Annotated in this window: 21 protein-coding genes; 14 read left to right on the forward strand and 7 right to left on the reverse strand. The window is 61.9% G+C overall.

What is annotated here, in order from left to right:
• Positions 1–156 precede the first annotated feature (156 nt).
• The 4 genes from QLG02_RS02090 (at position 157) to ygjK (ending at position 5653) form a co-directional block, all read left to right on the forward strand.
• Entirely contained in the window at positions 157–1413 is a 1257-nt protein-coding gene (locus QLG02_RS02090) for an adenylosuccinate synthetase (protein ID WP_029304166.1), read from the forward strand.
• 214 nt (positions 1414–1627) lie between these two features.
• Positions 1628–2164 carry a YbhB/YbcL family Raf kinase inhibitor-like protein gene (locus tag QLG02_RS02095; protein WP_024944127.1) on the forward strand — a complete coding sequence of 179 codons (537 nt, stop codon included), beginning with the start codon at positions 1628–1630 and terminating at the stop codon, positions 2162–2164.
• Between the two features lie 11 nt (positions 2165–2175).
• The gene (locus QLG02_RS02100) at positions 2176–2988 is read left to right on the forward strand and encodes a helix-turn-helix transcriptional regulator (RefSeq protein WP_282464387.1); all 813 of its coding nucleotides are present in this window, start codon (positions 2176–2178) and stop codon (positions 2986–2988) included.
• Between the two features lie 184 nt (positions 2989–3172).
• The gene (gene ygjK / locus QLG02_RS02105) at positions 3173–5653 is read left to right on the forward strand and encodes an alpha-glucosidase (RefSeq protein ID WP_282464388.1); all 2481 of its coding nucleotides are present in this window, start codon (positions 3173–3175) and stop codon (positions 5651–5653) included.
• A 79-nt stretch (positions 5654–5732) separates the two neighbouring features.
• Here ygjK and tyrS read toward each other — a convergent pair whose 3' ends face one another.
• A complete protein-coding gene (gene tyrS, locus QLG02_RS02110) occupies positions 5733–6932 on the reverse strand; it encodes a tyrosine--tRNA ligase (RefSeq protein WP_005303305.1) in 1200 nt (399 codons plus the stop codon).
• A 114-nt stretch (positions 6933–7046) separates the two neighbouring features.
• Here tyrS and QLG02_RS02115 point away from each other — a divergent pair, with 114 nt between their 5' ends.
• On the forward strand, positions 7047–8357 hold the full coding sequence (locus QLG02_RS02115; RefSeq protein WP_282464389.1) for a peptidoglycan DD-metalloendopeptidase family protein: 1311 nt from the start codon (positions 7047–7049) through the stop codon (positions 8355–8357).
• Between the two features lie 388 nt (positions 8358–8745).
• Positions 8746–9855, forward strand: coding sequence for an anhydro-N-acetylmuramic acid kinase (locus QLG02_RS02120; RefSeq protein ID WP_282464390.1), 1110 nt, complete (start codon positions 8746–8748; stop codon positions 9853–9855).
• A 131-nt stretch (positions 9856–9986) separates the two neighbouring features.
• Here the strand turns inward: QLG02_RS02120 and hchA are convergent, their stop codons facing one another.
• Positions 9987–10850 carry a glyoxalase III HchA gene (hchA, locus tag QLG02_RS02125; protein WP_282464391.1) on the reverse strand — a complete coding sequence of 288 codons (864 nt, stop codon included), beginning with the start codon at positions 10848–10850 and terminating at the stop codon, positions 9987–9989.
• Positions 10851–11675: 825 nt separating this feature from the next.
• Here hchA and QLG02_RS02130 point away from each other — a divergent pair.
• Positions 11676–12941 (forward strand): RidA family protein, encoded by a 1266-nt coding sequence (locus QLG02_RS02130; protein ID WP_282464392.1) that lies wholly within the window; start codon positions 11676–11678, stop codon positions 12939–12941.
• A gap of 144 nt (positions 12942–13085) precedes the next feature.
• Here the strand turns inward: QLG02_RS02130 and QLG02_RS02135 are convergent, their stop codons facing one another.
• Both QLG02_RS02135 and tkt read right to left on the reverse strand, forming a co-directional pair.
• A complete protein-coding gene (locus QLG02_RS02135; RefSeq protein ID WP_024945982.1) occupies positions 13086–13487 on the reverse strand; it encodes a hypothetical protein in 402 nt (133 codons plus the stop codon).
• Between the two features lie 422 nt (positions 13488–13909).
• Entirely contained in the window at positions 13910–15901 is a 1992-nt protein-coding gene (tkt, locus tag QLG02_RS02140; protein WP_016351585.1) for a transketolase, read from the reverse strand.
• A 342-nt stretch (positions 15902–16243) separates the two neighbouring features.
• Between tkt and metK the strand changes: the two genes are divergently transcribed.
• From metK to gshB, 5 genes are all read left to right on the forward strand, one after another.
• Complete coding sequence (metK, locus tag QLG02_RS02145) at positions 16244–17395, forward strand: methionine adenosyltransferase (RefSeq protein WP_043160024.1); 1152 nt, start codon at positions 16244–16246, stop codon at positions 17393–17395.
• A gap of 69 nt (positions 17396–17464) precedes the next feature.
• Positions 17465–17998, forward strand: coding sequence for a SprT family zinc-dependent metalloprotease (locus tag QLG02_RS02150; protein ID WP_060390008.1), 534 nt, complete (start codon positions 17465–17467; stop codon positions 17996–17998).
• 76 nt (positions 17999–18074) lie between these two features.
• On the forward strand, positions 18075–18758 hold the full coding sequence (locus QLG02_RS02155; protein ID WP_016351587.1) for an endonuclease: 684 nt from the start codon (positions 18075–18077) through the stop codon (positions 18756–18758).
• A gap of 63 nt (positions 18759–18821) precedes the next feature.
• A complete protein-coding gene (rsmE, locus tag QLG02_RS02160; protein WP_282464393.1) occupies positions 18822–19553 on the forward strand; it encodes a 16S rRNA (uracil(1498)-N(3))-methyltransferase in 732 nt (243 codons plus the stop codon).
• Between the two features lie 46 nt (positions 19554–19599).
• On the forward strand, positions 19600–20553 hold the full coding sequence (gene gshB, locus QLG02_RS02165) for a glutathione synthase (protein WP_282464394.1): 954 nt from the start codon (positions 19600–19602) through the stop codon (positions 20551–20553).
• Positions 20554–20649: 96 nt separating this feature from the next.
• Here gshB and QLG02_RS02170 read toward each other — a convergent pair whose 3' ends face one another.
• Positions 20650–22275 (reverse strand): methyl-accepting chemotaxis protein, encoded by a 1626-nt coding sequence (locus QLG02_RS02170; RefSeq protein ID WP_282464395.1) that lies wholly within the window; start codon positions 22273–22275, stop codon positions 20650–20652.
• Between the two features lie 118 nt (positions 22276–22393).
• Here QLG02_RS02170 and QLG02_RS02175 point away from each other — a divergent pair, with 118 nt between their 5' ends.
• Both QLG02_RS02175 and ruvX read left to right on the forward strand, forming a co-directional pair.
• Complete coding sequence (locus QLG02_RS02175; RefSeq protein ID WP_016351591.1) at positions 22394–22948, forward strand: YqgE/AlgH family protein; 555 nt, start codon at positions 22394–22396, stop codon at positions 22946–22948.
• Between the two features lie 46 nt (positions 22949–22994).
• Entirely contained in the window at positions 22995–23417 is a 423-nt protein-coding gene (gene ruvX / locus QLG02_RS02180; protein WP_011706917.1) for a Holliday junction resolvase RuvX, read from the forward strand.
• A gap of 46 nt (positions 23418–23463) precedes the next feature.
• Here the strand turns inward: ruvX and dtpB are convergent, their stop codons facing one another.
• Positions 23464–24969 carry a dipeptide/tripeptide permease DtpB gene (gene dtpB / locus QLG02_RS02185; RefSeq protein ID WP_011706918.1) on the reverse strand — a complete coding sequence of 502 codons (1506 nt, stop codon included), beginning with the start codon at positions 24967–24969 and terminating at the stop codon, positions 23464–23466.
• Positions 24970–25483: 514 nt separating this feature from the next.
• Complete coding sequence (gene ampC, locus QLG02_RS02190) at positions 25484–26632, reverse strand: FOX/MOX family class C beta-lactamase (RefSeq protein WP_282464396.1); 1149 nt, start codon at positions 26630–26632, stop codon at positions 25484–25486.
• Between the last annotated feature and the right edge of the window lie 74 nt (positions 26633–26706).

Genomic DNA, 26706 nt, shown 5'->3' on the forward strand with positions numbered 1-26706 from the left:
GGCCCCTGACGGGGATGCCGGCACGGCAGCGGGGCGGTTTGCCGATAAATTCGCCGCAATTATATGACTCTCTTATCGGAATTATAAAGATAATTAATTTTTCTAATCCTCCTGAGCCTCCTAGGATGATCGCCTAACGTCTTAGGAGAAAGAGTCATGTCGTCTATCGTAGTCGTAGGTGCCAACTGGGGTGATGAAGGCAAAGGCCGCATCGTGGATTATCTGGCAGGCCAAGCAGGCGCCAGCATTCGCTTCCAGGGCGGCAACAACGCCGGCCATACCGTCGTCAACGACCTTGGCACCTTCAAGCTGCACCAGGTTCCGAGCGGTGTGTTCAACCCGGATTGCCTGGTCGTGCTCGGCCCTGGCATGGTGATCAGCCCCGAGAAACTGACCGTCGAGCTGGACGAAGTGAAAGCCTCCGGCGTCACTCCCAAGCTGGCCATCTCTGATCGCGCTACCCTCTGCCTGCCGCTGCACGCCATGGAAGATACCCTGGAAGAGCAGCGTCTGGGCGACGGCGCCTACGGTTCCACCCGTCAGGGCATCGCTCCCGCCTATGGCGATCGCGTCATGAAGAAAGCGATCCTGGTGGGCTGGCTGAAGCAGCCGGAAGTACTGGTCGAGCGCATTCAATTCTTCCTCGACTGGAAACTGCCGCAACTTAAAGCGCTCTATCCGACCTTCGAATTCAACCAGACCGCCCAGGAAATGGCTGACTGGCTGCTGGAAGTGTCCGCTCCCTGGATCGACTCCGTCTGCAACGTCAGCATGCCGCTCAAAGCGCTGCAGGCCGAAGGCAAGACCCTGCTGTTCGAAGCCCAGCTGGGCGCCGGCCGTGACCTGATCTACGGCGAATACCCCTGGGTGACCTCCTCCCACGTTTCCGGCGCCTATGCCGGCATCGGTGGCGGCCTGCCGGGTCTGCGTCCCGAGCGCATCATCGCTGTCGCCAAGGCGTTCAGCACCTCCGTCGGTACCGGCACCCTGCTGACCGCCATGGAGAACCAGGACGAGTTCCGCAAGATCGCCAACGAGTTCGGCGCCACCACCGGTCGTCCCCGTGACGTCGGCTACTTCGACGCCGTTGCCACCAAGAACGGTGTCGAGCTGCAGGCTGCCAACGAAGTGGCGCTGACCAAGCTGGACTGCCTGACCGGTCTGCCGGATCTGAAGATCTGCGTCGCCTACGAAGGTGCCCACACCGAGAACCCGATCTGGCCGCAAACTGCCGGTCTGAAGCCGGTTTACGAAGTGATGGAAAGCTGGAGCGAAGACATCACCGGCTGCCGTACCTTCGCCGAGCTGCCCAAAGCGGCTCAGCAGTACGTACTGCGCATCGAAGAGCTGCTGGGCGTACCGGTGCCGATGGTCTCCGTCGGCCCGGGCCGTGACGAGATGATCCTGCGCTAAGTCGCGTAATCAGCTGTCAGCACAGTAAAAAACCGGCATCCATGATGCCGGTTTTTTTATGCCCGGACGTGCCAGCACTCTTTCGCAGCGCTCACCATCAATCAACACAACGACTCATGTCATGGCAGCAAGCAGGCCATATTGAGCGGTTTGGTCACTCACCTTCTCCCCCTCTTCGCTAGACTGATCCCATCATCCACCGAGGAGCCTCACCATGAAGATTGCCAAGCGTACCACCCTGCTCTCCCTGCTGTGCGTGGCGGCCCTGCCCGCCAGTGCCATGACCCTAAAGAGCAGCGACATCCACGAAGGCCAGCTGATGGACAAGGCCTTCAGCTTCAACGGCTTTGGCTGCAGCGGCGACAACCGCTCGCCCCAGCTGAGCTGGCAGGATCTGCCGGCCGGCACCAAGAGCGTCGCCATCACCGCCTATGACCCCGACGCCCCCACCGGCAGCGGCTGGTGGCACTGGCTGGTGGTAAACCTGCCGGCCAGTCAGAGCGAGCTGCCGAGCAACGCCTCCGGCAAGCTCAAGCAGGGGCTGGAGCTTAAGACCGACTTCGGCAGCCAGGGTTACGGCGGCCCCTGCCCGCCCGCCGGCCACGGCATGCACCGCTACCAGTTCACCGCCTGGGCCCTGCCCCAGCCCCTGGAGGTGAAGGCAGACACCCCGCCCGCCATGGTAGGCTACATGCTCAACAGCATGGCCCTTGGCAAGGCCACCCTGACCGCCACCTTCGTCACCCCCTAGGAGCCAGCCGGATGAGCGCGCCGCTGCTGCAACTGCACCATTATCTCGGCATCCGCCAGCAGCCGCTGCACCGGGTGCTCATCTACGCTCCCACCATCATCTGGGTGGAGCAGGGTCACAAGCAGTTGTGGTGGCAGGAGAAGCGCCTGGCGTTCGATCAGGCGAGCTGGCTGCTGATCCCGGCCGGTCACCAGCTCACCTTCGTCAACCAGCCGGAGCAGGGCAAGTTTCGCTCCCGCGCGCTGACCCTGCTGACCCCGCCCCCCGTCGAATGGCTCAGCGCCGCCCAGGCCGGCCCGCTCAGGGAGCCGCGCCTGACGGTCAGTCCGGCGCTGGCCTTCTGTTTCGAGCTGGTCTGCTCCATGGCGGATCGGCGGCTCAATGAGGCCACCCAGGCCCAGCTGCTACAGGGTTTTTATGCCGAGCTGCAGGCCGCCGGCGGGCTCGACCTGCTGTTTCCTGCCCATACCATGACCCTCGGCGAGCGGCTGGCCCGCTACCTCGGGGTGGAGCCGGGCGCCGACCACACCCTGGAGGGGGTCGCACCGCACTTCGCCATGAGCCGCGCCTCCATGGCGCGCAAGCTGGCCGCCGAGGGGCGCAGCTTTCGCCAGCTGCTGACCCAGGTGCGCATGAGCCACGCCCTCACCCTGTTGCAGCAGGGGCTGGCGCCACTGGAGACGGCCCTCGCCTGTGGCTACGACTCCCCCAGCCGCTTTGCCGCCCGCTTCAAGCAGGAGTTCGGCCTGACCCCCTATCAATACCTGCGCACCTGCCCCTCCTCTCTCTCGCTGGCTGCCGCCAAACAAGTAAATAGTTACTAAAACATCAAGCTATGTAACCTCGTGTAACCGGGTGATCCGGCTCACACCAGCCCCTCCGGCACTGTGACGCAGCGCCAATAATCCCCTCAAAATCGCCCTATAATGGCTCTCGCAAACGCTTTCACTAAAACAAGCACTAAAAAACACCTTCCTTAACCTACAAAAACTGTCATTGGAGCGAGAGATGTTTCGTAAAAGTTTACTATCCGTCACCCTGAGCGTCGCCCTGTTCGGCCTCACTGCCTGCAACGGCAATGACTCCAGCAGCCCAGCCGCCCCCAGCGCCACCCTGGCGAACCAGTATCAGAACGTGATCGACCGCAGCGGCACCCCGCTCCAGTTCCGTGACTTTGACAGCTACTCCAACCTCAAATACAACCCGCTGCTCGATCTCGGCGCCTGGCACGGCTTCCTGCTGCCCGCCAGCGACAGCGAATGGGGCGGCTTTACCGGCCCCATGGTCATCGCCGAGGAGTACAGCCTGTTCTTCGCAAGCGAATTGGACAAGCTGACCCTGAGCGACGAGAGCGGCCGCGCCTTCCCGCTCACCAGCGCCAGCAAGCAGGCGCTGTACGCCATCCCGGGGGCGCTGGTGCAGAGCTTCGAATTCGAACCCTTCACCCTGGAGCTGGAGCTGCGCTATGGCGATGCCCGCACTGCGCTGGTTCGCACCCGCCTCATCAACCACACTGACGCCCCCCTCACCCTCAAGCTCAACTGGCAGGGGGAGCTGCTCAACCAGTGGGATGCCAACAAGACGGTCGCCGAGCAGTACCCCGCCTGGACCCGCACCATCAGCCAGACCGAGCGCGGCGTGGCATTCCAGTTCGGCAAACTGCGCAGCACCTGGAACATCATGCAAAGCGGCAGCGCCAGCTACCGCATCGATCGCACCCTGCCTAGCCGTACCACCCTCGACGAGCAGGGGCTCGGCTACGTGAGCGAGGCCAGCCTCACCCTGGCCGCCAAGGGCCAGCAGGATATCTACACCCTGCAGAGCTATGTCCACAGCCGTACTGACGCCGACCGTTTCGAGCAGAGCCGCCAGGCGCTGCTGGCCGACCCCGCCAGCCATTTCGACGACTCCATCCGCCGCTGGGAGGATTACCTGGCGCGCGGCCTCTCCAATCAGGGGATCCCCGAATCGGAGCGGCGCATCGCGGTCAAGGCGATGGAGACCCTCAACGGCAACTGGCGCTCGCCGGCCGGTGCCATCCTGCACGACGGGGTGACCCCCTCCAACACCGCTCGCTGGTTCGACGGGGTCTGGGCCTGGGACAGCTGGAAGCACGCCTACGCCATGGCCAACTTCAACCCCGAGGTAGCCAAGAACAACGTGCGCGCCATGTATGACTACCAGATCCAGGCCGATGACCCGGTTCGGCCACAGGATGCCGGCATGGTGATCGACGCCGTCTTCTACAACAAGCTCGCCGATCGGGGTGGCGACGGCGGCAACTGGAACGAGCGCGACACCAAGCCGCCCCTCTCCGCCTGGGCCATCTGGGAGATCTACAGCGCCACCAAGGACAAGGCCTTCATCGCCGAGATGTATCCGAAGATCCAGGCCTATCACGACTGGTGGTATCGGGCGCGGGACAACAACCGCAACGGCATCATCGAATATGGCGCCACCCGCCACGTCGAGCACAACGACGAGTTCGGCAACATCACCTTCAAGGTGCAGTACCCGACGGGGGCTCCGGTCGGGCTGGATCTGTCGAGCTGTACCGATGAGGGAGATGGCTGGTATGGCTGCGCCGGCATGGCGCTCTATCAGCAGGTATTGAGCGTTGGCGGCTACGCCGACATGGATATCGGCGCCCAGCACGGGGCCGGCTGGGAGTCCGGCATGGACAACGCCGCCCGCTTCGGCTTTATCGAGCCGGATCAGCTCAAGCGCTATGCCGACAAGACCTATGGCGGCGACCTGGCCAAGGCGCGCCAGGACTGGAACGTCTTCTTCTTCGAGAACCATCAGGACGACGGCAGCCTCATCGGCTTCTCCATCGATCAGGAGTCGGTGGAGCTCAACGCCTTCCTCGCCAAGGAGAAGCGTATCCTGGCCGACATGGCCGAGCTGCTTGGCAAGCCGGACGAGGCGAGCCGCTATCGCGAAGGGGCGACCCAGCTGGCCGGCTATATCAACAGCTGCCTGTTCGATGAAGCCTCCGGCTTCTATTACGACCGCCAGATAGCCCAGGGGGATCTGCCGGACGCCAACGGCTGCGTCGGCAAGCTGTTGACCGCCCGCGGCCGTGGCCCGGAAGGGTGGAGCCCGCTCTGGGCCGAGGTGGCAGACAAGGAGAAGGCGGCGCGGGTACGCGAGGTGATGCTCAGTGCCCAGGAGTTCAACACCAGGGTGCCGCTCGGCACGGCGGCGCTGACCAACCCGGCCTACGACCCCGACATCTACTGGCGCGGCCGGGTCTGGCTGGATCAGTTCTACTTCGGGGTGAAGGGGCTGGAGAACTACGGCTATCGCAGCGATGCCCAACAGCTCGTCAACAAACTGTTTGCCAACGCCGAGGGGCTGGCGGGCAGCGGCCCCATCCGCGAGAACTACAACCCGGAGACCGGCGCCATGCAGGGGGCCAGCAACTTCAGCTGGAGCTCGGCCCACCTCTACATGCTCTATCGCAACTTTCTGAAAACCGAGGGCTGATCCCCTCTTCGCAGCAATGAGCCAACAAAAAGGCCTCCGCAAGGGAGGCCTTTCTTATGGCAGCGCCAAAGGTGGCGACTTACTTGACGGTCACCCGGGCAAACTTGCGCTTGCCGACCTGGTAGACGGCGGTACCGGCACCGATGAGTGCCTTGCCATCGTCCAGCTTCTCGCCGTCAACCTTGACCGCGCCCTGCTTGATCATCCGCAGCGCTTCGGAGGTGGTGGCCACCAGATCGGCATCTTTGAGCAGGTTGGCAATCGCCAGCCCTTCGCCTTCCAGTGCCAGCTCGACTTCCGGCATTTCGTCCGGAATGGCGTTCTTGGAGAAGCGCTGGGTGAAATCTTCATGGGCCGCTTCGGCCGCCGCTTCGTCGTGATAGCGGGCGATGATCTCTTTGGCCAGCCAGATCTTCACGTCGCGCGGGTTGAGAGTGCCGGCGGCGATGCCCGCCTTGAACTCTTCAATTTCAGCCAGCGGACGGAAGGAGAGCAGCTCGTAGTAGTTCCACATCAGATCGTCGGTGATGGACATGATCTTGCCGAACATCTCGCCCGGGGCATCGTGCACGCCGATGTAGTTGGCAGCGGACTTGGACATCTTCTTGACGCCGTCGAGACCCACCAGCAGCGGCATCATCAGCACGCACTGGGTCGCCATGCCGGCATCTTTTTGCAGCTCGCGACCCATCAGCAGGTTGAACTTCTGGTCGGTACCGCCCAGCTCGACGTCCGCCTTCAGCGCGACCGAGTCATAGCCTTGCAGCAGCGGATAGAGGAATTCGTGAATGGCGATGGACTGGCCGTTGCTGTAGCGCTTCTTGAAGTCGTCGCGCTCCATCATGCGGGCCACGGTCTGCTTGGCCGCCAGCTTGATCATGCCGGTCGCACCCAGCTCGCTCAGCCAGGTCGAGTTGTACTCGATGCGGGTCTTGGCGGGATCGAGGATCTTGAATGCCTGCTCGGCATAGGTGAGGGCGTTGTGCTTGATGGCCTCTTCGGAGAGCGGCGGACGGGTGGCGTTCTTGCCGGAGGGGTCACCCACCATGGCAGTGAAGTCACCGATCAGCAGGATCACTTCATGGCCCAGATCCTGGAAGGTCTTCAGCTTGTTGAGGATCACGGTATGACCCAGATGAATGTCGGGAGCCGTCGGGTCCATCCCCAACTTGATGCGCAGCGGGCGCCCTTCCTTCAACTTGGCGACCAGTTCTTCTTCCACCAGAATTTCTTCCGCTCCGCGCTTGATCTCGGCTAGCGCCACCTCGAGCTGGGACATTTTTTGACTCTCCAATCACGATTCCACAGGGCCAGACATATTACTGGAATGGCGGGCCAATTGGAAAGGCGGTAAACTCCGACATTCTTCCCGGCTCAACTTCGTCTGCTTCTCATGGTCATTTGGCACGCCTTCAACTCTCTCCCTCACTGGCACCGCAAGATGGTGCTGATCCTGAGCATCATGGTGATGATGCTGGCGGCCTGGCCCAGCGAACAGGCGGTCGCCACCCGGGTCGATGACAACGGCAACGAGCTGGCCATCGAGCAGCAGGTCGACGAGGAGGCGCTGCTGACCGAAGCCAAGCCCGTCGCCCCGCCCAAGCCGAGCTACATCACCAAGCAGGTGAAGGTACGCAGCGGCGACAACATGGGGGTCATCTTCCAGCGCCTCGGCCTCAGCACCACGGATCTGCACCTCATCGACCAGCTCGAGGGCACGGATACCCTGCGCCTGCTCAAGCCGGGCCAGGAGCTCACCTTCAAGCTCACCAAGGGCGGCGAGCTGCATAGCCTCTACTACCCCCACAGCCTGGAGCAGGCGCTGAAAGTGAGCCGCAAGGCCGACAGCTTCGTGGCCAGACCGGTCAAGCTCGAACTCGACACCCGCGAACAGGTGGCCAAGGGCGAGATCCGCTCCAGCTTCTGGGGTGCCGCCGTCGACGCCGGCATGACCGAGGATCAGATCATGGACTTGGCCGCCATCTTCGGCTGGGACATCGACTTCGCCCAGGACTTGCAGCCGGGCGACAGCTTCCGGGTGGTCTACGAAGAGAAGTACCAGGATGACGAGCGGGTTGCCTCCGGCGACATCCTGGCCGCCGAGTTCGTCAACCAGGGTGCCACCTATCGCGCCGTGCTGAACGAGGATGGCAACTACTACACCCCGGATGGCAAGGCGATGCGCAAGAGCTTCCTGCGCGCACCGGTCAACTTCAAATACATCAGCTCCAACTTCAATCCGCGCCGGCTGCACCCGGTCACCGGCAAGGTGCGCCCCCACAACGGCATCGACTACGTGGCGCCGGTGGGCACCCCCATCATGGCGGCGGGCTCAGGCAGCGTGGTGGCCGCCGGCTACAACCAGTTCAACGGCAACTACGTCTTTATCAAGCACGCTGGCAACTACGTGACCAAGTACCTGCACCTCTCCAAGCGCACCGTCAACAAGGGGCAGCGAGTCAAGCAGGGCCAGACCATCGGCCTGCTCGGCGGCACCGGCCGGGTCACCGGCCCACACCTGCACTATGAGTTCGTGGTGGGCGGCGTGCACAAGAACCCGCGCACCCTCAACCTGCCCCAGGCGGAGTCTCTCAGCGGACGGGCGCTGGCCAGCTTCAAGGCCCAGGCCATGCCCCAGCTGGCCAAGCTGGACAGCCCGGAGCTGCAGCTGGCCCAGAACAAGCGGGCCAACGGCGGCAGCTGAGCCACCATGCCAGAGACCCACAAGGAGCAGTCATGAGCGAGCGTTATATCGGCTTGATGTCGGGCACCAGAATACGGCATGGGATCGAGGCCGCTCCCTCTCTCACGTGCGTTTTCTCTCACGTGCGTTTTCCCGCTCTGCAAGTAAGGAAGCCCCATGACTGAACGCTATATAGGCCTGATGTCCGGTACCAGAATACGGCATGGGATCGAGGCCGCTCCCTCTCTCACGTGCGTTTTCTCTCACGTGCGTTTTCCCGCTCTGCAAGTAAGGAAGCCCCATGACTGAACGCTATATAGGCCTGATGTCCGGTACCAGAATACGGCATGGGATCGAGGCCGCTCCCTCTCTCACGTACGTTTTCCCGCGCTGCAAGTAAGGAAGCCCCATGACTGAACGCTATATAGGCTTGATGTCCGGTACCAGCATGGATGGTATCGACGCCGTGCTGGTGACGATGGATAGGGAAGCGCTTCGAGTAGAGGCGGCGCTGTGCCACCCCTGGCCAGCGGAGACCGCCCACGAGCTGCATGCGCTCTGCACCCCGAGCGACAACGAGATCGACCGCATGGGGGTCGCCGACAACCTGGTCGCCCGCGAGTTTGCCGCCGCCACCCACGCCCTGCTGGCCAAGGCGGGGCTGACTCCCAAAGATATTCGCGCCCTCGGCAGCCACGGCCAGACCATCCGCCACCGCCCCCAGCTCGGCTTTACCCTGCAGATCGGCAACGCGGCCCTGCTGGCGGCGCTGACCGGCATCGATGTGGTGGCCGATTTTCGCACCATGGACATGGCCCTCGGCGGTCAGGGGGCGCCACTGGTGCCCGCCTTCCATCAGGCCTTCTTTGCCCGCCCCGGCGCCCTGCGGGTGGTATTGAACCTCGGCGGCATCGCCAATATCTCGGTGCTGCCGGGCCAGGCAGACGGCGTCTATGGCTTTGATACCGGCCCGGCCAACACCCTGCTCGACGGCTGGTATCGCCGCCATCACCCCCAGGGGACCGGCTACGATGCCGGCGGCCAGTGGGCGGCCAGCGGCCAGCTTATCCCTGCACTGCTGGAGCAACTGCTGGCTCACCCCTACTTTGCCGCCCCCCACCCCAAGAGCACCGGGCGCGAGATGTTCACCCTCGACTGGCTCGATGGCGAGCTGGCCGGCCACGCCCATGCCCCGGCGGATGTGCAGCGCACCCTGCAGGCGCTTACCTGCCACAGCATCGCCCGCCAGCTGCCCACACTGGCGGATGCGCAGAGCCGGCCCGAGCTCTATGTCTGCGGCGGCGGCGCCCATAACGCTCCGCTGCTGGCGGAGCTGGCCAGCCTGCTGCCCGGCTGGCGCATCGCCAACACGGCCGAGCTGGGGATCGCTCCCGACTGGATGGAAGGCGCGGCCTTTGCCTGGCTGGCGCAGCGCTTTATCCACCGCCAACCCGGCAATCTGCCGGCCGTCACCGGTGCCAGCCGCCCCGCCGTGCTGGGTGCCCTCTATCCCGCCTGAGCCAGGCCTGAAACCAAGCCTGGTCCAGACCCAATAAAGCAGGGCCGTCACGCGACGGCCCTGCTGTTTTATTTCTTGCCTGATTTCCTGCCTGTTCTGCGCTGCCAGCCCCTCTTGCGAGGGACGTGACACTATTGGTGGCTCACCGCCTCCAGCAGGGTAGTGGCGGCCAGCTTGCCGAGCGGATTGCCGGCCAGCGGGCTGTCACCGGTCAGCAGATTGCGATCCCGGCACACCTCCCCCGAGATGCCGCTGTTGACGATTTCAAACCCCATCCCCTTGAGCCGCTCACCAAACTTCCAGGTGAGCCGGCCCGGCATGTAGCCAATCGCCGGCGTCTGCTCATCCAGCGCATCGGGGAAGGCGCAGATCCGGTAGCCGGCAAAGGTGTGCGGATTGGCTACCGCCAGCAAGGCCGCCGGCCCGTGGCAGAGGGTGATGATGAAACGCTCGTGGGCCATCGCCCACTCCAGCAGCGCCTTGACCTCGGCGCTCTCGGGCAACCCCATCAGGGCGCCGTGCCCGCCGGGAATGAACACGCCGAGGTAGTCCGAATCGGGGGCCTGCACCTGGGCCAGCAGATCCGCCAGTTTGGCGGGCTGGCGGAACTGCCCCTGGTATTTGCCATAGAGCCCCACCACCGCCTCATCCTCCGTCGGCATGGCCCACCACTCGAACTTGACCGGATTGCCCGACAGGGTGGCCACCTCAAAGGCAAAGCCCGCCTTGTCGAGGTGATACATGGGCAGCAGGGTTTCCACCGGGTGGTTGCCGGTAGAGAACAGGGTGCCGTTGTCGGTAGGCAGATAGCGCTCATCGGCCCCGATCAGCAGGATCTTCCAGCGACCGCCCAGATAGGGGGCGGGATAATCGGCCCCCGCCAGATCCGACTTGCGCGAAGTGAACTGGCTCAATGAATAGGGGGAAGGGAAAAAAGCATTCTGCTCCGCCGGATCCGGGGTCGGTTGCTTGTCGTCAATCAGCTTCTCGGTCATGGGACTCTCTCCATCATGGGTTGACTCGCTCACACAGTATTGGCTGCCAGGGGCCGGGTAAATGAGCAGCGCCCTTCCCTCAGACAGGGCACTGACGCACGGCGCCCACGCAGCCAGGCCCTGTTCGCAACGCTGAAAATATATGGCATATGCAGGGTTCCATCCTGCCCGCCTGGTTGCCGTATCCGGTAGTGAACAGCGCCCCTCATTTCCATCCGCTCTTGCCACCTCAGCTTATTGCCATGCAGATGGGCTGAATGTTATTTCAATGGCTCTCTTGCGGCTCACTTCAGGCATATTTTTGGCCTTATGAAAAGCCCTTCACCAGGCCGAAAAATAAATAGCTATGCAAAACCGGGATAATATCCTGCAAGTTGGTCAGAATCATTAACCTGGGATTTACAGCTGGTAACCTGAATCGACGCTAATAAAGGTGCCATCAGCCGTCTGCATGGCAAAAAGTGGGAGCCCCATCACCTTTACTGGCCATTCTGGTCATGCATTGAATAGCAAAGTGAATATATTTCACTCTGTTGAGCCACCTCATAGAAACCGGATCCCGGTTTGCATCCGCTGGCGAACGCCCCCTAGAATCCTCCCGTCTGAATCATCAAGCCGATTTATTTCTCCCTTATCCGTTTGCACGCGCCGGCGGCACCGGCACAAGGCTTTACACAGTGATGACCATGGTCCCCTGCCCCCGTCGCCCTGCGGCGGGAACGGGCAACTGTTGCCGCCATCATGGGTATCGCCCTGCGTGGCACATTGGCCAGGGAAGAGCAACGCGGCCTGACCCTACATCAAAAACGAAAAAGGAGTATCGCCATGAGTGGTACCATCATCAAGTCAGCCAGAAATACCGCCAATGCACCGCAGGATCTGAGCCCCAGCACCCAGAGCGTGGCGTTCTCCCACTACAACAATATCTCCGCCCAGCTGCCGGTCGACCCGAAAACGGGCGCGCTGGTCGCAGGGGATATCAAGGCGCAGGCCAGACAGTGCCTCACCAATATCAAGGCCATCGTCGAGAGCATCGATCATGTGATGGATGACGTGGTCAAAATCACGGTATTTCTCAAAGAGATTGCCGATCTCGACGCGGTCAACGCCGTCTATGGCGAGTTCTTCCCCCACCTGCTGCCGACCCGCACCGTGCTGGCGGTGGCCGGTCTGCCGCTCGGCGCCGCCGTGCAGATGGACGCGCTCATCTCCAACGGTGAAGGCACCTTCCCGCAGGCTCCCTGCCCCTTGCTGAAGCTCTCCCGCAACAGCGACAAGGCGCCGCAGGATCCGCTCTCGACCCATACCGTCGCCTTCTCCCACTACAACAATATCGGTGCCCAGCTGCCGGTCGATGCCGCGTCGGGCCAGCTGGTCGCCGGGGGCATCCAGCAGCAGGCTGGCCAGTGCCTGCGCAACATCAAGCACGTGCTGGAGAGCATCGATGTGCCGTTTGACGATATCGTCAAGGTCACCGTCTATCTGACCAGCCTGGCCGATCTGGACGCCGTCAACGAGGTCTACACCACCTTCTTCCCGGACTCCGCCATTGCCCGTGCCGTCGCCTACCTGCCGGCGCGCAGCGTGATCGTGGCCTCCGCCCTGCCGCTCGGCGCCCGGGTGCAGATGGATGCGGTCATCTCCCACGGTGACGGCACCCCGCCACAACTGGTGGAAGACAGACACAATCTGGTGATCAGCGCCCGCAATACCGACAAGGCACCGCGCAGCCCGCTGCACACCCAGACCGTCGCCTTCTCCCACTACAACCACATCGCCGGCCAGCTGCCGGTTGATCTGGCCACCGGCAAGATCCTGACCGGTTGTGTCAAGGAGCAGACCGCCCAGTGCCTCGGCCATATCAAGACCATCGTCGAGAGCATCGGCCACGTGATGGACGATATCGTCAAGGTCAATATCCAGGTGAAGAACATCGCGGATCTGGCAGATGTGGATGCCATTTACACCAAATACTTCCAGGCCTACCTGCCGGCCCGCACCGTGATTGGCGTGAGCGAGCTGCCCGCCGGCTCCCTGGTGCAGATTGATGCGGTGATGTCCAATGCGGAAAGCACCCCGCCGCAGATGTAAGACATGCCCTGAATAATAAAAAGAGACCGGCTATATGCCGGTCTCTTGTTTGGTAACGGGAAGGATATTATTTTTATGGCATCGACGCAGATACGCGAACGTTCGATGACGCTTCGCTAATCGAACCTACGGGCCAATAACAGGCTATCGAATATGGTGCTTTAGTTCAGCTTCCCACTGTTTGAACAATGTAAAGTCACCCTCGGCTCGACTCTTGGCAGCCGTGAACCATTGCACTCCTACCTCATCAGAATGCCTGAACTCCAACCGAAACTCATACTTGGTACTTATCACCAGTGCCAGACATGCACCAATCAAAAATGCAATAGCAGGAAGAATCCACGTAATAACCTGACCTTGTGCATCCGTTGGCACGAATATGAAAAGTAAACTGGAAGCAATGGCCCCCAACATAATCATATTGAGTATTTTGTCTTTCCAGGAAAGGACCCGAACCTGTACGTTCGATATTCTTCCCAGATCGTAGCTGTCCTTATTGACTTGTAGTTTCTGTGCTGACTGATTGATGACAATGGAACAAGACATGGGAAACTCCATTTCAGATATACGTCACATGACATTTTTATAATCAAGAACTCTTCATGAAAAACTGACCGCCATCCCGACAACCCTGCTGCATGACACCAAGCAGCCAGCAACCATCAAATAGCCCGAACGTTGCCAACCAGGCTTGTTCAATGAACGCTACCGAATATTGGTTTATGCCTTGTAATGACGGGGGTAAGCCGCCCGACATGGTATCGTATGACGCCAAACTTGAAAGCAAATTCAAAAGAAAAAGCGAGATTGATCAAGTAATCGATCTGAATACCTCCCGTATCGGCTCACACGCTATTTCGTCATACCCAAGCAGCCATAAAAAACGCCCCCCATCTTGCGATGGAGGGCGTTTTACCGTTCCGGCTATTGAGTCAGCTTGACCCAATATTCAGCGATTACAGGGGCTGTTACAGGGACTCTGCGGTCGCAACCACGTTTTCCACGGTAAAGCCGAATTCCTTGAACAGCAGCTCGGCAGGTGCAGACTCACCGAAGGTGGTCATACCGATGATCTTGCCGCCGAAGCCCACGTACTTGTACCAGTAGTCGGCGATGCCGGCTTCGATGGCCACACGCTTGGTGACGGAGGCCGGCAGGACGGACTCTTTGTACTCGGCAGACTGGGCGTCGAACACGTCGGTGGCCGGCATGGAGACCACGCGCACGGCACGGCCCTTGGCAGTCAGCTGCTCATAGGCGGCAACGGCCAGTTCCACTTCGGAACCGGTGGCGATCAGGATCAGCTCAGGCTTGCCAGCGCAATCCTTCAGCACGTAACCACCCTTGGCGGTATCGGCCAGTTGCTGGGCGCTGCGGTCCATCTGGGCCAGGTTCTGACGAGAGAAGATCAGCGCAGTCGGGCCGTCGGTACGCTCGATGGCGTGCTTCCAGGCGATGGCGGATTCAACCTGGTCACACGGGCGCCAGGTGCTCATGTTCGGGGTCAGACGCAGGGAAGCGATCTGCTCGACCGGCTGGTGAGTCGGGCCATCTTCACCCAGACCGATGGAGTCGTGGGTGTAAACGAAGATGGCGCGCTGCTTCATCAGGGCGGCCATGCGCAGGGCGTTGCGGGCGTATTCCATGAACATCAGGAAGGTGGCGCCGTAGGGGATGAAACCACCGTGCAGGGCGATACCGTTCATGATGGCGGACATGCCGAACTCGCGTACACCGTAGTGGATGTAGTTGCCGGAGGCATCGTCGTTGGTCAGGGACTTGGAACCGGACCACATGGTCAGGTTGGACGGCGCCAGGTCGGCAGAGCCACCCATGAACTCCGGCAGCAGCTTGCCGAAGGCTTCCAGCGAGTTCTGGGACGCTTTGCGGGTCGCGATCTTGGCCGGGTTGGCTTGCAGGGTTTCGATGATCTTGGCGGATTCAGCGGCCCAGTTGGCCGGCAGCTCGCCAGCGGTACGGCGCTTGAATTCGGCTGCCAGGGTCGGGTGAGCGGCTTCATAGGCGGCAAACTTGGCAGCCCAGTCGGCTTCCAGTTTGGCGCCCTTCTCCTGACCGTTCCACTCGGCAGCGATGTCGGACGGGATCACGAACGGCGCGTGGTCCCACTTCAGGAAGGCACGGGCGGCGGCGATCTCGTCGTTGCCCAGCGGTGAGCCGTGGCAATCGTGGGAACCGGACTTGTTCGGGGAACCGTAACCGATGATGGTGCGGCAGCAAATCAGGGTCGGCTTGCCGGTCTCGGCCTTGGCGGCTTCGATGGCAGCGTTGATCGCTTCCGGGCTGTGGCCGTCAACGGCGGCAATCACGTGCCAGCCGTAGGCTTCGAAGCGCTTGACGGTGTCGTCGGTGAACCAGCCTTCCACGTGACCGTCGATGGAGATGCCGTTGTCATCCCAGAACGCGATCAGTTTGCCCAGTTGCAGGGTACCGGCCAGGGAGCAGGCTTCGTGGGAGATACCTTCCATCAGGCAGCCGTCGCCCATGAAGGCGTAGGTGTAGTGGTCAACGATGTCGTGACCCGGCTGATTGAACTGCTCGGCCATGGCCTTCTCGGCGATCGCCATGCCGACGGCATTGGTGATGCCCTGACCCAGCGGACCGGTAGTGGTTTCAACGCCCGGCGCGTAACCGTACTCCGGGTGACCCGGGGTGCGAGAGTGCAGCTGGCGGAAGTTTTTCAGATCGTCGATGGAGAGGTCATAACCGGAGAGGTGCAGCAGGGAGTACAGCAGCATGGAGCCGTGGCCGTTGGAGAGAATGAAACGGTCGCGGTCGGCCCACTTGGGGTTGTTCGGGTTATGTTTGAGGTGGCTGCGCCACAACACTTCGGCGATATCCGCCATTCCCATGGGGGCGCCCGGGTGACCGGAGTTGGCTTTTTGAACGGCATCCATACTCAATGCACGAATGGCATTGGCAAGCTCTTTACGAGAAGGCATCTGTATCTCCTGCGATTGCTTCATTTGATGGCCAAGATTAAGGCGCGTTATTGTCCCAGCAGGGGGCGCGGCGTGCAAATATTATCTGGGCGAATAAAGTGGCTTTGGGAGCTCAATCGCTTTTCTTGACAGGGCAAACGATTGAGCCGTAACCGCTTTACACCCCAAATGGGGTAAAGCGCGGATCTTGTTCGGCCAGGGGGCGGTAAAACCAAAATAGTGCTGGCAATCGAGGGGGGCGCTAACTAAAATAGACGTCCAGATGTAGATACCTCTACAATCATCCTATCATCACCCGGTTATTGCTGCGGCGATAACCCCAGACAAGCTGAGAATCCCATCATGGCAAAGCTGTTTACTTCCGAGTCGGTCTCCGAAGGCCATCCCGACAAGATTGCGGACCAGATCTCCGATGCGGTGCTGGACGCCATCCTCAAGCAAGACACCAAGGCCCGTGTCGCCTGCGAGACCCTGGTCAAGACCGGCATGGTCATGGTGGCCGGTGAAGTAACCACCACCGCCTGGGTAGACATCGAGCAGATCGTGCGCGACACCGTGCGCGACATCGGCTACACCCACTCCGACATGGGCTTCGATGCCGACTCCTGCGCCGTGCTGAACGCCATCGGCAAGCAGTCCCCGGACATCAACCAGGGCGTTGACCGCAGCGATCCGCTGGAACAGGGCGCGGGCGACCAGGGCCTGATGTTCGGCTACGCCACCAACGAAACCGACGTGCTGATGCCGGCCCCCATCACCTACTCTCACCTGCTGGTGAAGCGTCAGGCTGAAGTGCGCAAGAACGGCACCCTGCCGTGGCTGCGTCCGGATGCCAAGAGCCAGCTGACCTTCGCCTACGACGACGCCGGCAAGATCATCGGTGTGGACGCCGTGGTGCTCTCTACCCAGCACGCCGAATCCATCAGCCACAAGGATCTGGTGGAAGCGGTGCGCGAAGAGATCATCAAGCCGGTACTGCCGGCCGAGTGGGTCAACAAGGACACCAAATACTTCATCAACCCGACCGGCCGTTTCGTCATCGGCGGCCCGATGGGTGACTGCGGTCTGACCGGTCGCAAGATCATCGTCGACACCTACGGCGGCATGGCCCGTCACGGTGGTGGCGCCTTCTCCGGCAAGGATCCGTCCAAGGTTGACCGCTCCGCTGCCTACGCCGCCCGCTACGTGGCCAAGAACATCGTCGCCGCCGGTCTGGCCGATCGCTGTGAAATCCAGATCTCCTACGCCATCGGCGTGGCCGAACCGACCTCCATCAGCGTCGAAACCTTCGGCACTGCCAAGGTTGCCGAGGATCTGCTGGTCAAGCTGGTACGCGAGCACTTCGAGCTGCGTCCGTACGGCCTGATCCAGATGCTGGATCTGAAGCGCCCGATCTACCAGGCCACTGCCGCCTACGGTCACTTCGGTCGCAACGAGTTCCCGTGGGAGCAGACCGACAAGGCCGAACAGCTGCGTTCCGCCGCCGGTCTGTAAGCGTCACGCTTGTGGTATAAAGGGGAGCCGGGCTCCCCTTTTGCTTGTCCGCCATTTGCCGAGAACCCGATGTCCGTCACCGCCACCCGCCTCGATCCCGCCCTGCACGATCAGTTGCTCGCCCGTGTCGACGCCTGTTTTGTGCAGGCCGAAGCGCGCCTTGGCCGCCCCTTTCCCCGCCCGCAAGTTCATTGCAACATGCGCGGTCGGGCGGCGGGATCGGCGCGGCTGCAAACCTGGGAGCTGCGCTTCAACCCGGCCCTCTACCAGGCCAACCAGCAGGCGTTTCTGGCCGAGGTGGTGCCCCACGAGGTGGCTCACCTGCTGGTTTATGCCCTGTGGGGCGAAGGGCGTGGCAGATCGCGGGTGCTGCCCCACGGCCGCCAGTGGCAATCGGTGATGCGGGAGGTGTTCGGCCTTGAGCCCAGAACCACCCACAGCTTCGATCTGGCGGTCCTGGCGCAGCCGACCATCCCCTATCGCTGCCTCTGCCAGCAGCATCAGCTGTCGGTGCGCCGCCACAACAAGGTGGTGCGCGGCGAGGCCCGCTACCACTGCCGCCGCTGCAAGCAGCCGCTGGAGCGGGTTGGCTCGTCGCAGTAAGCCAGCCGGTGTCGCGTCCCTGTGCTAGGGTGCCTCTCTGCTTTTTCCGCCAACCATCTCATTGCCAAGGATCACCATGTTTCGTCCCCTGCTCTCTCTCGCCCTGACCCTGCTGGTCAGTCTGCCCCTGCATGCCCAGACTTTTCGCGCCGCCAAACAGGATCTGAACCGCCTCTATCAGGATCACCCGGTCACCTTCTATTGCGGCTGCAAGATTGACTATCAGGGCAAGAAAATGAGCCCGGATCTGGCCAGCTGCGGCTATGAGCCGCGCAAGCAGCCCAAGCGCGCCGCCCGCATCGAGTGGGAACACGTGGTGCCGGCCTGGGAGTTCGGCCACCAGCTGCAGTGCTGGCAGCAGGGCGGTCGCAAGAATTGCGGCAAGAGCGACGAGTTCAACCAGATGGAGGGGGACATGCACAACCTCTTCCCCGCCATCGGCGAGGTGAACGGCGATCGCGCCAACTTCCGCTTCTCCGACTGGAACGGCACCCCGGATCAGTACGGCCAGTGCCGGATGCTGGTGGACTTCAAAAATCGCCAGGTGCAGCCGCCCAAGGGGCTGGTACGGGGCCAGATCGCCCGCGCCTACCTCTACATGAGCCAGCAGTATGGGCTGCGTCTGGCGGCGCAACAGCGTAAACTGTTCGAAGCCTGGGACAGGCAGTACCCGGCCGACGGCTGGGAGTGCGAGCGCAACCGCCGCATCGGCAAGCTGCAGGGCAATACCAACCCCTTTATTGAAAAGCAGTGCCGATAACCCCATCTATGGGCACAAGGGATTTAAACCCCCTCTTCTTGAACCAGAGACTGACACTGAGCCATGCGCATTCCACGTATCTATGAACCGGCCGCCCTGCAGGTGGGCCAGACCCTTGCCCTGTCGGAAGACGGTGCCAACCACATCGGCCGGGTGCTGCGCATGCAGCCGGGTCAGCAGCTCGAGCTGTTCAATGGCGACGGCAATCAATATCCCGCCACCATCGCCAACATCGGCAAGAAGTCGGTGGAAGTGACCATCGACAGTTGCGACACCCGCTCGGTAGAGTCCCCGCTGGCCATCCACCTCGGTCAGGTGATCAGCCGCGGCGACAAGATGGACTTCACCATCCAGAAATCGGTGGAGCTGGGCGTCACCTGCATCACCCCGCTCTTCTCCGAGCGCTGCGGCGTCAAGCTGCCGGCCGATCGGCTGGAGAAAAAACGCGAGCAGTGGCAGAAGGTGGTGATCAGCGCCTGCGAGCAGTGCGGCCGCAATACCGTGCCCGAAGTGCGCATGCCGATGGAGCTCGACGCCTGGCTGGCGGAAGAAACCAAAGAGCTCAAGCTCAACCTGCACCCGCGCGCTCCGTACAGCATCAACACCCTGCCCGTTCCCGAGCACGGCGTGCGCCTGCTGATCGGCCCGGAAGGGGGCTTGTCGAGCGACGAGATCGCCCGTACCGTGCAGGAAGATTTCAAAGAGATGCTGCTGGGGCCGCGGGTGCTGCGCACCGAAACCGCCGCCCTGACGGCGATTACTGCGCTGCAGTGCCGCTTCGGCGATCTGGCCTAACTCCCGGAGCCTGCCAAGGCGGGCTCCTCTACAGAAGGAACAGCGGATGACCATTAAACTCGGCATCGTGATGGACCCCATCTCGGCCATCAACATCAAGAAGGACTCCAGCTTCGCCATGCTCGAAGAGGCGCAAAAGCGCGGCTACGAGCTGTTCTATCTGGAGATGAAAGACCTCTACATGGAGGCCGGTCGCGCCTTCGGAACCATGCGTCCGCTCACCGTCAAATATGACTATGCCGACTGGTACACGCTGGGCGAGGTGGTGGATCAGCCGCTCTCCAGCCTGGACGTGATCCTGATGCGCAAGGATCCCCCGTTCGACACCGAGTTCATCTACGCCACCTACATGCTGGAGCGGGCCGAGGATGAAGGCTGCATCATCGTCAACAAGCCGCAGAGCCTGCGCGACGCCAACGAGAAGCTCTACACCGCCTGGTTTGCCGAGCACACCCCGACCACGCTCGTCACTCGTAGAGCTGACAAGTTGCGTGCCTTCCACGCCAAGCACAAGGACGTCATCCTCAAGCCGCTGGACGGCATGGGCGGCGCCTCCATCTTCCGCATGAAGGAGGATGATGCCAACGTCGGCGTCATCATCGAGACCCTCACCGAGCACGGCAGCCAGTACTGCATGGCGCAGACCTATCTGCCCGCCATCAAGGATGGCGACAAGCGGGTGCTGGTGGTGGACGGTGAGCCGGTGCCCTACTGTCTGGCCCGCATCCCGGCCCAAGGGGAGACTCGTGGCAACCTGGCGGCCGGCGGTCGTGGCGAGGCGCGTCCCCTGAGCGAAGCGGACTGGGCCATCGCCCGCGCGGTGGGCCCGACGCTGAAAGAGAAGGGGCTCATCTTCGTCGGCCTCGACATCATCGGCGATCGGCTGACCGAGATTAACGTCACCAGCCCGACCTGCATCCGCGAGATTGAAGCGGCCTTCGACGTGCACATCACCGGCATGCTGATGGATGCCATCGAGCGCCGGCTGGCCAAGGCTTAAGCTGCCCCAGCCACGACTACAGGCGATAAACAACAGAGGCGGCCCCGGGGCCGCCTCTTTTCTATCCTGTTTTTGTTCTTTTCTACCTCTGCCCCGTCAACAGCGGAACTGCCCCACCTTCACCTTGAGTTCGCTCGATAGCTGTTCCAGCTCGTGGCAGCTCTGGTTCAACTGGGAGGCGGCCTGTGTCGACTCGCTGGCGATGTGGGCGATATTGACCACGTTGCGGCTGATATCCTCGGCCACCTTGCTCTGCTCCTCCGCCGCCGTGGCGATGTGGGTATTCATCTCGTTGATCACGTTGACCGAACTGACTATCTCGCCAAGCGCCTGACCGCAGGCCAGCACGGTGCGGTTGGACTGCTCCACCTGATCCAGTCCCAGCTCCATGCTGGACGCCGCCTGAGTGGCCCCCAGCTGCAACTTGACGATGGTCTTGCCAATCTCCTCGGTGGAGCGCTGGGTTCGCTGGGCCAGGGTGCGCACCTCGTCGGCCACCACCGCAAAACCCCGTCCCTGATCACCGGCCCGCGCCGCCTCGATGGCGGCGTTGAGCGCCAGCAGGTTGGTCTGCTCGGCGATGCCGCGAATGGCATCCATCACGCTGCTGATATTGCGGCTGTCATCGGCCAGCTGGGTGATCATGGCAGCGGTGTTCTGGATCTGGGACGACAGCCCCGACATGCACTGGATGGCGTCCGCCACTATCTGGTGACCGTGCCGAGCACTCCCGTCGGCATGGCGCGCCGCATCGGCAGCGTTGTTGGAGCTGTTGGCCACTTCCGCCACGGTCGCGCTCATCTGGTTCATGGCCGTCGCGGTCTGATCGGTCTCGGCCTGCTGCTGGGCGAAGCGCTGGCGGCTCTCGACGCCGATATGGGCCAGCTGGGCCGACTCCCTGGCGAGCTGCTCCGCCATGCCGTTGATCTGGGTGATGAGTTCGCGAAAATGGCAGATCACGTCGTTGAGGGAGTGAGCCAGTCCGCCCATCTCGTCCTTGCGCAGCACAGGTGCCAGCTTGCTCAGATCGAGATCCCTCTGCATGCCGCGCAAGATCCCGCCCATGGCGGCCAGGGGCTGGCTGACGCTGCGCCCGGCCCACACCCCGAAGAACAGGATGCAGGCGCCGCCGACCACCAGCAGCAAGATAAACAACCGGTTGAGCTGCACCCTGAGCCCGTTGAGCTCGGTCATGTTCTTCTCGGCTTCCTTCAGCTGATACTCCACCAGGGCGCTGATCCCGTCGCTGACCGGGTCGATCACCCGATAGAGCGGCATGATATGGGCGGCCAGCTGACCCTGATTGCTCCCCTGCATGTCGGCCAGGATCTGCATCACCGCCTCAATCTCCCGGTCTGCCGCCGCAAACAGCCCCTGCATCTGGTCGGCTTCCCGCTGCTCGGCATGGCTCATCGGCTGGCTGCGGTAGCCCTGCCAGATGCGCTTGATCTCCTGCTGGGCGGCATTCATGTCCGCGCGCGATCTGGCGGGGTCAAAACCCCTCACATTGGCCTTGTTGGCCGCATCGATCACCTTGACCGCGTAGAGATCGGCGATCTGCTTGAGCTCCTTGAGCTGCACCACCTCCCCCTGATACATGCTGTTCATGCCAGCCATCAGCTGGGACATCGCCTGGACAGCCCCGATCACCAGCAGCACCAGTGCCAGCAGGGGTACCACACAGCCCAGGATCAACTTCTGTCTGATCGAAATACCTTCCATGGTGTTATCTCCATCCTGGCTGCGGCGGGGAACCGGCCCGCAAGCGGTAAAAAGCGGTTTTGCCCGCCTCGGCGAACTGCCATAATTGACCCAAATACCTTTGCAATATTTGGCCCATATGCAAACACTGCAAAATCACTTCCTGCTCGCCATGCCGAGCCTCTCCGATCCCTATTTCGAGCGTTCGCTGGTCTACCTGTGCGAACACAGCGAAGAGGGTGCCATGGGGCTGGTGGTCAACATCCCGGTGGACATGTCGCTGGATGCCATGCTGACCCAGCTCAAACTGGCGCCGCCCCCCAGCCCCGAGCTCAAGCAGCCGGTGTTGCAGGGAGGGCCGGTGCACGCCGACCGCGGTTTCGTGCTGCACAGCTTCCGACCGGGCTTCAACTCCACCCTGCAGGTGGGGGATGAGCTCATGGTCACCACTTCCAAGGATATATTGGAAACCCTGGGCACCGAGGAGGCCCCCGCCCACTGGCTGGTGGCGCTCGGGTATGCCGGCTGGAGCGCCGGCCAGCTGGAACAGGAGCTGGTCGACGGTGCCTGGCTGGTGATACCGCCCAATCCGGATCTGGTGTTCAAGACCCCGATCCATCAGCGCTGGCAGCAGGCCGCCGCCAGCATAGGGGTCAACCCCATCCATCTATCCAGCGACATCGGCCACAGCTGATGCCGTTTGCCACGCATTTTGCGAGGCATTTTGAGGAATCAATGCAATGTCATCACGCAGTATCATGGGCTTTGACTACGGCACCAAAAGCATAGGGGTGGCCATCGGTCAGGAGCTTACCGGCACAGCCCAGCCCCTGCGCGCCATCAAGGCCAACGACGGCATCCCCAACTGGGACGACATCGACAAGCTGCTCAAGGAGTGGCAACCGGATCTGCTGGTGGTCGGCCTGCCGCTCAACATGGACGGCACCGAGCAGGAGATCACGGTGCGGGCCCGCAAATTCGGCAACCGGCTGCACGGCCGCTTCGGCAAGCAGGTGGAGTTCAAGGACGAGCGGCTCACCACCACGGATGCGCGGGCGCGTCTGTTCGAGCGGGGAGGTTATCGGGCACTGGAGAAAGGCAGCGTGGACGGGGTCTCCGCCCAGCTGATTCTGGAAGCCTGGATGGAAGAGCAGTACGGTTGACAGACGGGGGAGAGGCAGGCCAATCCTGCCCCTCCCCATGCCTGCATCAGGCCTTGGCCTGTTGCGAGAGCAGATCCTCCCCTTCTTCACCCTGGCCGGCATGCATCATGCGGTTGAGCCAGGGCACCATCAGCGCCATCACCACCGCCACCAGCAGGGTCACCAGCCCAATTTTGCCAAACACGTCCGTGTAGATGGGCAGAGTCTGCAGCGGATCGGTCACCCCTTGCGGCACGGCGGTAAAGGTCGCCACATAGCCCCCCAGCAGAGAGGCCATCGCCTGGGTCAGGAACCACATCCCGAGGATGAAGCCCATCAGCCGCTGCGGCACCAATGCCGCCACCATGGCCAGCCCCAGGGCGCTGATCATCAGTTCTCCCAGACTCTGGAACAGATAAATGAGCACCATGAACCAGGGCGAGGTGAGCCCCTGAGCATCGGCAAACCAGATGCCGGAGGCTGCCGCGGTGAGAAAACCGAGGGAGCAGAACAGCATGCCCAGGGTGAACTTGAGGGGCATGGTGAGATCGCGCCCCTTGCTGCCCAGCCGGGTATAGATCATCGCCAGCACCGGGCTGCCTACCACCACCCAGAAGGGGTTGAGCGCCTGGAAGCTGATGGGGTTGACGCTCATCCCCAGCATCTCGTGATGCATGTTGTTGATGGCAAAGAAGTTGAGCGAGGTCGGCATCTGGGCGTAGAGCACGTAGAACACCACGGCTTCCAACATCAGCACGAAGGCCACATACATCTTGTTGCGAGCCACCGCATCGAGCTTGAAGGCCTCGCGAAAGAAGAAGATCACCACGGCCAGGGTCACCGTCATCAGCACCATGTTGGCGATCACCACGTGGTGCATCAGCCAGGCGCAGAAGAAGACCAGCGCCACCGACCCCAGCAAGACCAGCAGCAGCTTGCCGTAATCGAGCGGCAGATGGTCGGGCTCGGAGCCGATGTCTCTGACCATGTGACGACAGGCGAAGAAGGTCAGCAGCGCGATGACCAGGCCCACCCCGCACAGGTTGTAGGTCACCGTATAGCCGTAGTGATCGGCAATGACCGGCGCCAGCGACAGCGAGATGAGCGAGCCGATGTTGATCGACATGTAGAACAGGGTGAAGGCCCCATCCAGCCGGGGATCGCCGCGCTCATAGCACTTGGCGAGCAGGCTGGCGGGGTTGGCCTTGAACAGGCAGTTGCCGACCGCGATGGTGCCCAGTGCATAGAAGATGAGGTCGGGATTGTAGATGGACATGCCGGTCATGAAATAGCCGATGACCAGCACGATGGCCCCCAGCACCATGGTGCGTTTGGTGCCCAGCACGTGGTCGCCCACATAGCCACCCACCGAGATGAGGCCATATACCAGCGCCGAGAAGGCACCGAAGGTGATGAACGACTGCTCCTGTGAAAATCCCAGCTGCTGGACGAAGAACACCGCCAGGATCCCCTGGACGCCGTAATAACCGAAGCGCTCCCAGAGTTCGACGAAGAAGATCATGAAAAAGGGTTTGGGCTGTTGCAACAACCCGGTCGGGGCCGATGGACGCATGCTAACCTACCTGTCTTGGTGTTTTTTATTGGTGTGATATGGGGCCGCCGCACGGATAAGTGTGCACGGGCACCTCTGTCTGTGGTGATCACCACTGTGCTCGCAGCGGTGGATGGTCAGCTGGCAGGGCTGGGAATAAGCCGGATGGCTCCTGACACGATAAGGTGGGGGATCGGGCGACTTCATGCCCGGCACAATATTCCGCAGGCGTTTGGCAACGGGCTGGCAGCTGTTTGCCCCCGTCATCGCACACCGGACACTCTCGCGACAATTGTAAAAGCCGAAAAATCGACAGATGGCATGATAAGACACTGCTATTAACGCAAACCAATAGCCGATCACACTTCACTTGTTGCAATAGGTGAAGTTTTCTAATGAAACCACATTAGTTTTATTGGTGCAAACGGATCTGTTTTTCCCGCGACCAACCCCTGTGCATAAAAAAACGCCGGACTGGCCGGCGTTTTTCAACATGGTGTTGGCGACCCGTGGGCCGTCCGCCAAGTGCGGCGGATCAGGGGGCCAGCTGGCTCAAAATGGCATGGGCCGCGCTGACTCTGGCCTCGTTGGGGTAGTTGCGGTTGGCCAGCATGACGATGCCGATCCCTTTGGCGGGCACGAAGGCCACATAGGCACCAAAGCCGTTGGTCGAGCCGGTCTTGTTGTAGAGTCGCGCCACCCCCGTCTCTTGGGACGCGGCAACAGGTTTGACCGGGTTGGCATTGTAAATCACCGCCGAGGAGTTGCCCGCCAGCAGCGTCTGCTCGCTGACGGGATAGGCGTAACTCTCCCAGCCCAGCCCCTGGGTCATCTCGCCGACCGAGTAGCGCCCTTGGTGGGTCAGGGAGATGGCCTGCTGCAACGCCTTGTCATCAACCCCGCTGATATTGGCCTTCACGAAGGCGAGCAGATCCGCCGAGCTGGTCTTGATGCCGTAGGCCTCGTCGGCCAGCATGCCGGGATTGACCCTGATGGGCTTGTCCTCTTTCGAATAGCCATAGGCATAACTCGCCATGGCCTGCTTCGGCACATCGAGATAGGTGTGATGCAAGCCGAGCCCGGGCAGCAGGGTCTGCGCCATCAACTGGGCAAACGGCTGCTGCAGGCTGCTCGCCGCCAGATAGCCGAACAAGCCGATGCTGGGGTTGGAGTACTGACGATGGCTGCCCGGCTGATAGGCCGGCGTCCACTGGCGATAGTAAGCCTGCATCTGTTCGACCGATTCCACCTCGTCGGGGAATTGCAGCGGCAGCCCGCCGGCACTGTAGGTGGCGAGCTCCGCCATGGTGATGCCATCGAAGGCAGAGCCCTTGAGCCAGGGTGCGTGCCGGCTCACCTTGTCCTCCAGCCCAATGCCCCCCTTGACCACGGCGTAGGCGCCGAGGGTGGCGGTATAGGTCTTGCTGACCGAACCAATCTCGAACAGGGTCTGCTCGTTGACCTTCTTCCCGGCCGCCATATCGGCCAGCCCATAGTTGAAGTAGTGGGCCTGCCCCCCCTTCAGCACGGCGACCGCCATGCCCGGGATCCTGTGCTGCTTGAGCATGGGGCGGATGGCATCATCCACCACAGCGTTCAGCGGATCGACGGGGGCCGCCAGGGAAAGCGGGGCAAGCAGCAGGGTGCCGAGGGCCAGCAGTGGCAGGGATCTGGTCTGTTTCATGGCAAAAATCTCAGTATGTTCAGGAGCTGTCAGCCTAACCGGCCTGCGTGTGCCGAGCATGAGCTTGGGTGAAG

Source organism: Aeromonas sp. V90_14 (assembly GCF_029967615.1).
Lineage (GTDB): Bacteria > Pseudomonadota > Gammaproteobacteria > Enterobacterales > Aeromonadaceae > Aeromonas > Aeromonas hydrophila.

Bases quoted from the DNA above. Each gene is read 5' to 3' on its own strand.
- ampC (WP_282464396.1), bottom strand. From the start codon at position 26,632: ATGAAACAGACCAGATCCCTGCCACTGCTGGCCCTCGGCACCCTGCTG.
- dtpB (WP_011706918.1), bottom strand. From the start codon at position 24,969: ATGCGTCCATCGGCCCCGACCGGGTTGTTGCAACAGCCCAAACCCTTT.
- gshB (WP_282464394.1), top strand. From the start codon at position 19,600: ATGACCATTAAACTCGGCATCGTGATGGACCCCATCTCGGCCATCAAC.
- hchA (WP_282464391.1), bottom strand. From the start codon at position 10,850: ATGACCGAGAAGCTGATTGACGACAAGCAACCGACCCCGGATCCGGCG.
- QLG02_RS02170 (WP_282464395.1), bottom strand. From the start codon at position 22,275: ATGGAAGGTATTTCGATCAGACAGAAGTTGATCCTGGGCTGTGTGGTA.
- QLG02_RS02150 (WP_060390008.1), top strand. From the start codon at position 17,465: ATGTCCGTCACCGCCACCCGCCTCGATCCCGCCCTGCACGATCAGTTG.
- ruvX (WP_011706917.1), top strand. From the start codon at position 22,995: ATGTCATCACGCAGTATCATGGGCTTTGACTACGGCACCAAAAGCATA.
- metK (WP_043160024.1), top strand. From the start codon at position 16,244: ATGGCAAAGCTGTTTACTTCCGAGTCGGTCTCCGAAGGCCATCCCGAC.
- QLG02_RS02130 (WP_282464392.1), top strand. From the start codon at position 11,676: ATGAGTGGTACCATCATCAAGTCAGCCAGAAATACCGCCAATGCACCG.
- rsmE (WP_282464393.1), top strand. From the start codon at position 18,822: ATGCGCATTCCACGTATCTATGAACCGGCCGCCCTGCAGGTGGGCCAG.
- QLG02_RS02095 (WP_024944127.1), top strand. From the start codon at position 1,628: ATGAAGATTGCCAAGCGTACCACCCTGCTCTCCCTGCTGTGCGTGGCG.
- QLG02_RS02090 (WP_029304166.1), top strand. From the start codon at position 157: ATGTCGTCTATCGTAGTCGTAGGTGCCAACTGGGGTGATGAAGGCAAA.
- QLG02_RS02100 (WP_282464387.1), top strand. From the start codon at position 2,176: ATGAGCGCGCCGCTGCTGCAACTGCACCATTATCTCGGCATCCGCCAG.
- QLG02_RS02120 (WP_282464390.1), top strand. From the start codon at position 8,746: ATGACTGAACGCTATATAGGCTTGATGTCCGGTACCAGCATGGATGGT.
- QLG02_RS02115 (WP_282464389.1), top strand. From the start codon at position 7,047: ATGGTCATTTGGCACGCCTTCAACTCTCTCCCTCACTGGCACCGCAAG.
- QLG02_RS02175 (WP_016351591.1), top strand. From the start codon at position 22,394: ATGCAAACACTGCAAAATCACTTCCTGCTCGCCATGCCGAGCCTCTCC.
- tkt (WP_016351585.1), bottom strand. From the start codon at position 15,901: ATGCCTTCTCGTAAAGAGCTTGCCAATGCCATTCGTGCATTGAGTATG.
- QLG02_RS02135 (WP_024945982.1), bottom strand. From the start codon at position 13,487: ATGTCTTGTTCCATTGTCATCAATCAGTCAGCACAGAAACTACAAGTC.
- ygjK (WP_282464388.1), top strand. From the start codon at position 3,173: ATGTTTCGTAAAAGTTTACTATCCGTCACCCTGAGCGTCGCCCTGTTC.
- tyrS (WP_005303305.1), bottom strand. From the start codon at position 6,932: ATGTCCCAGCTCGAGGTGGCGCTAGCCGAGATCAAGCGCGGAGCGGAA.
- QLG02_RS02155 (WP_016351587.1), top strand. From the start codon at position 18,075: ATGTTTCGTCCCCTGCTCTCTCTCGCCCTGACCCTGCTGGTCAGTCTG.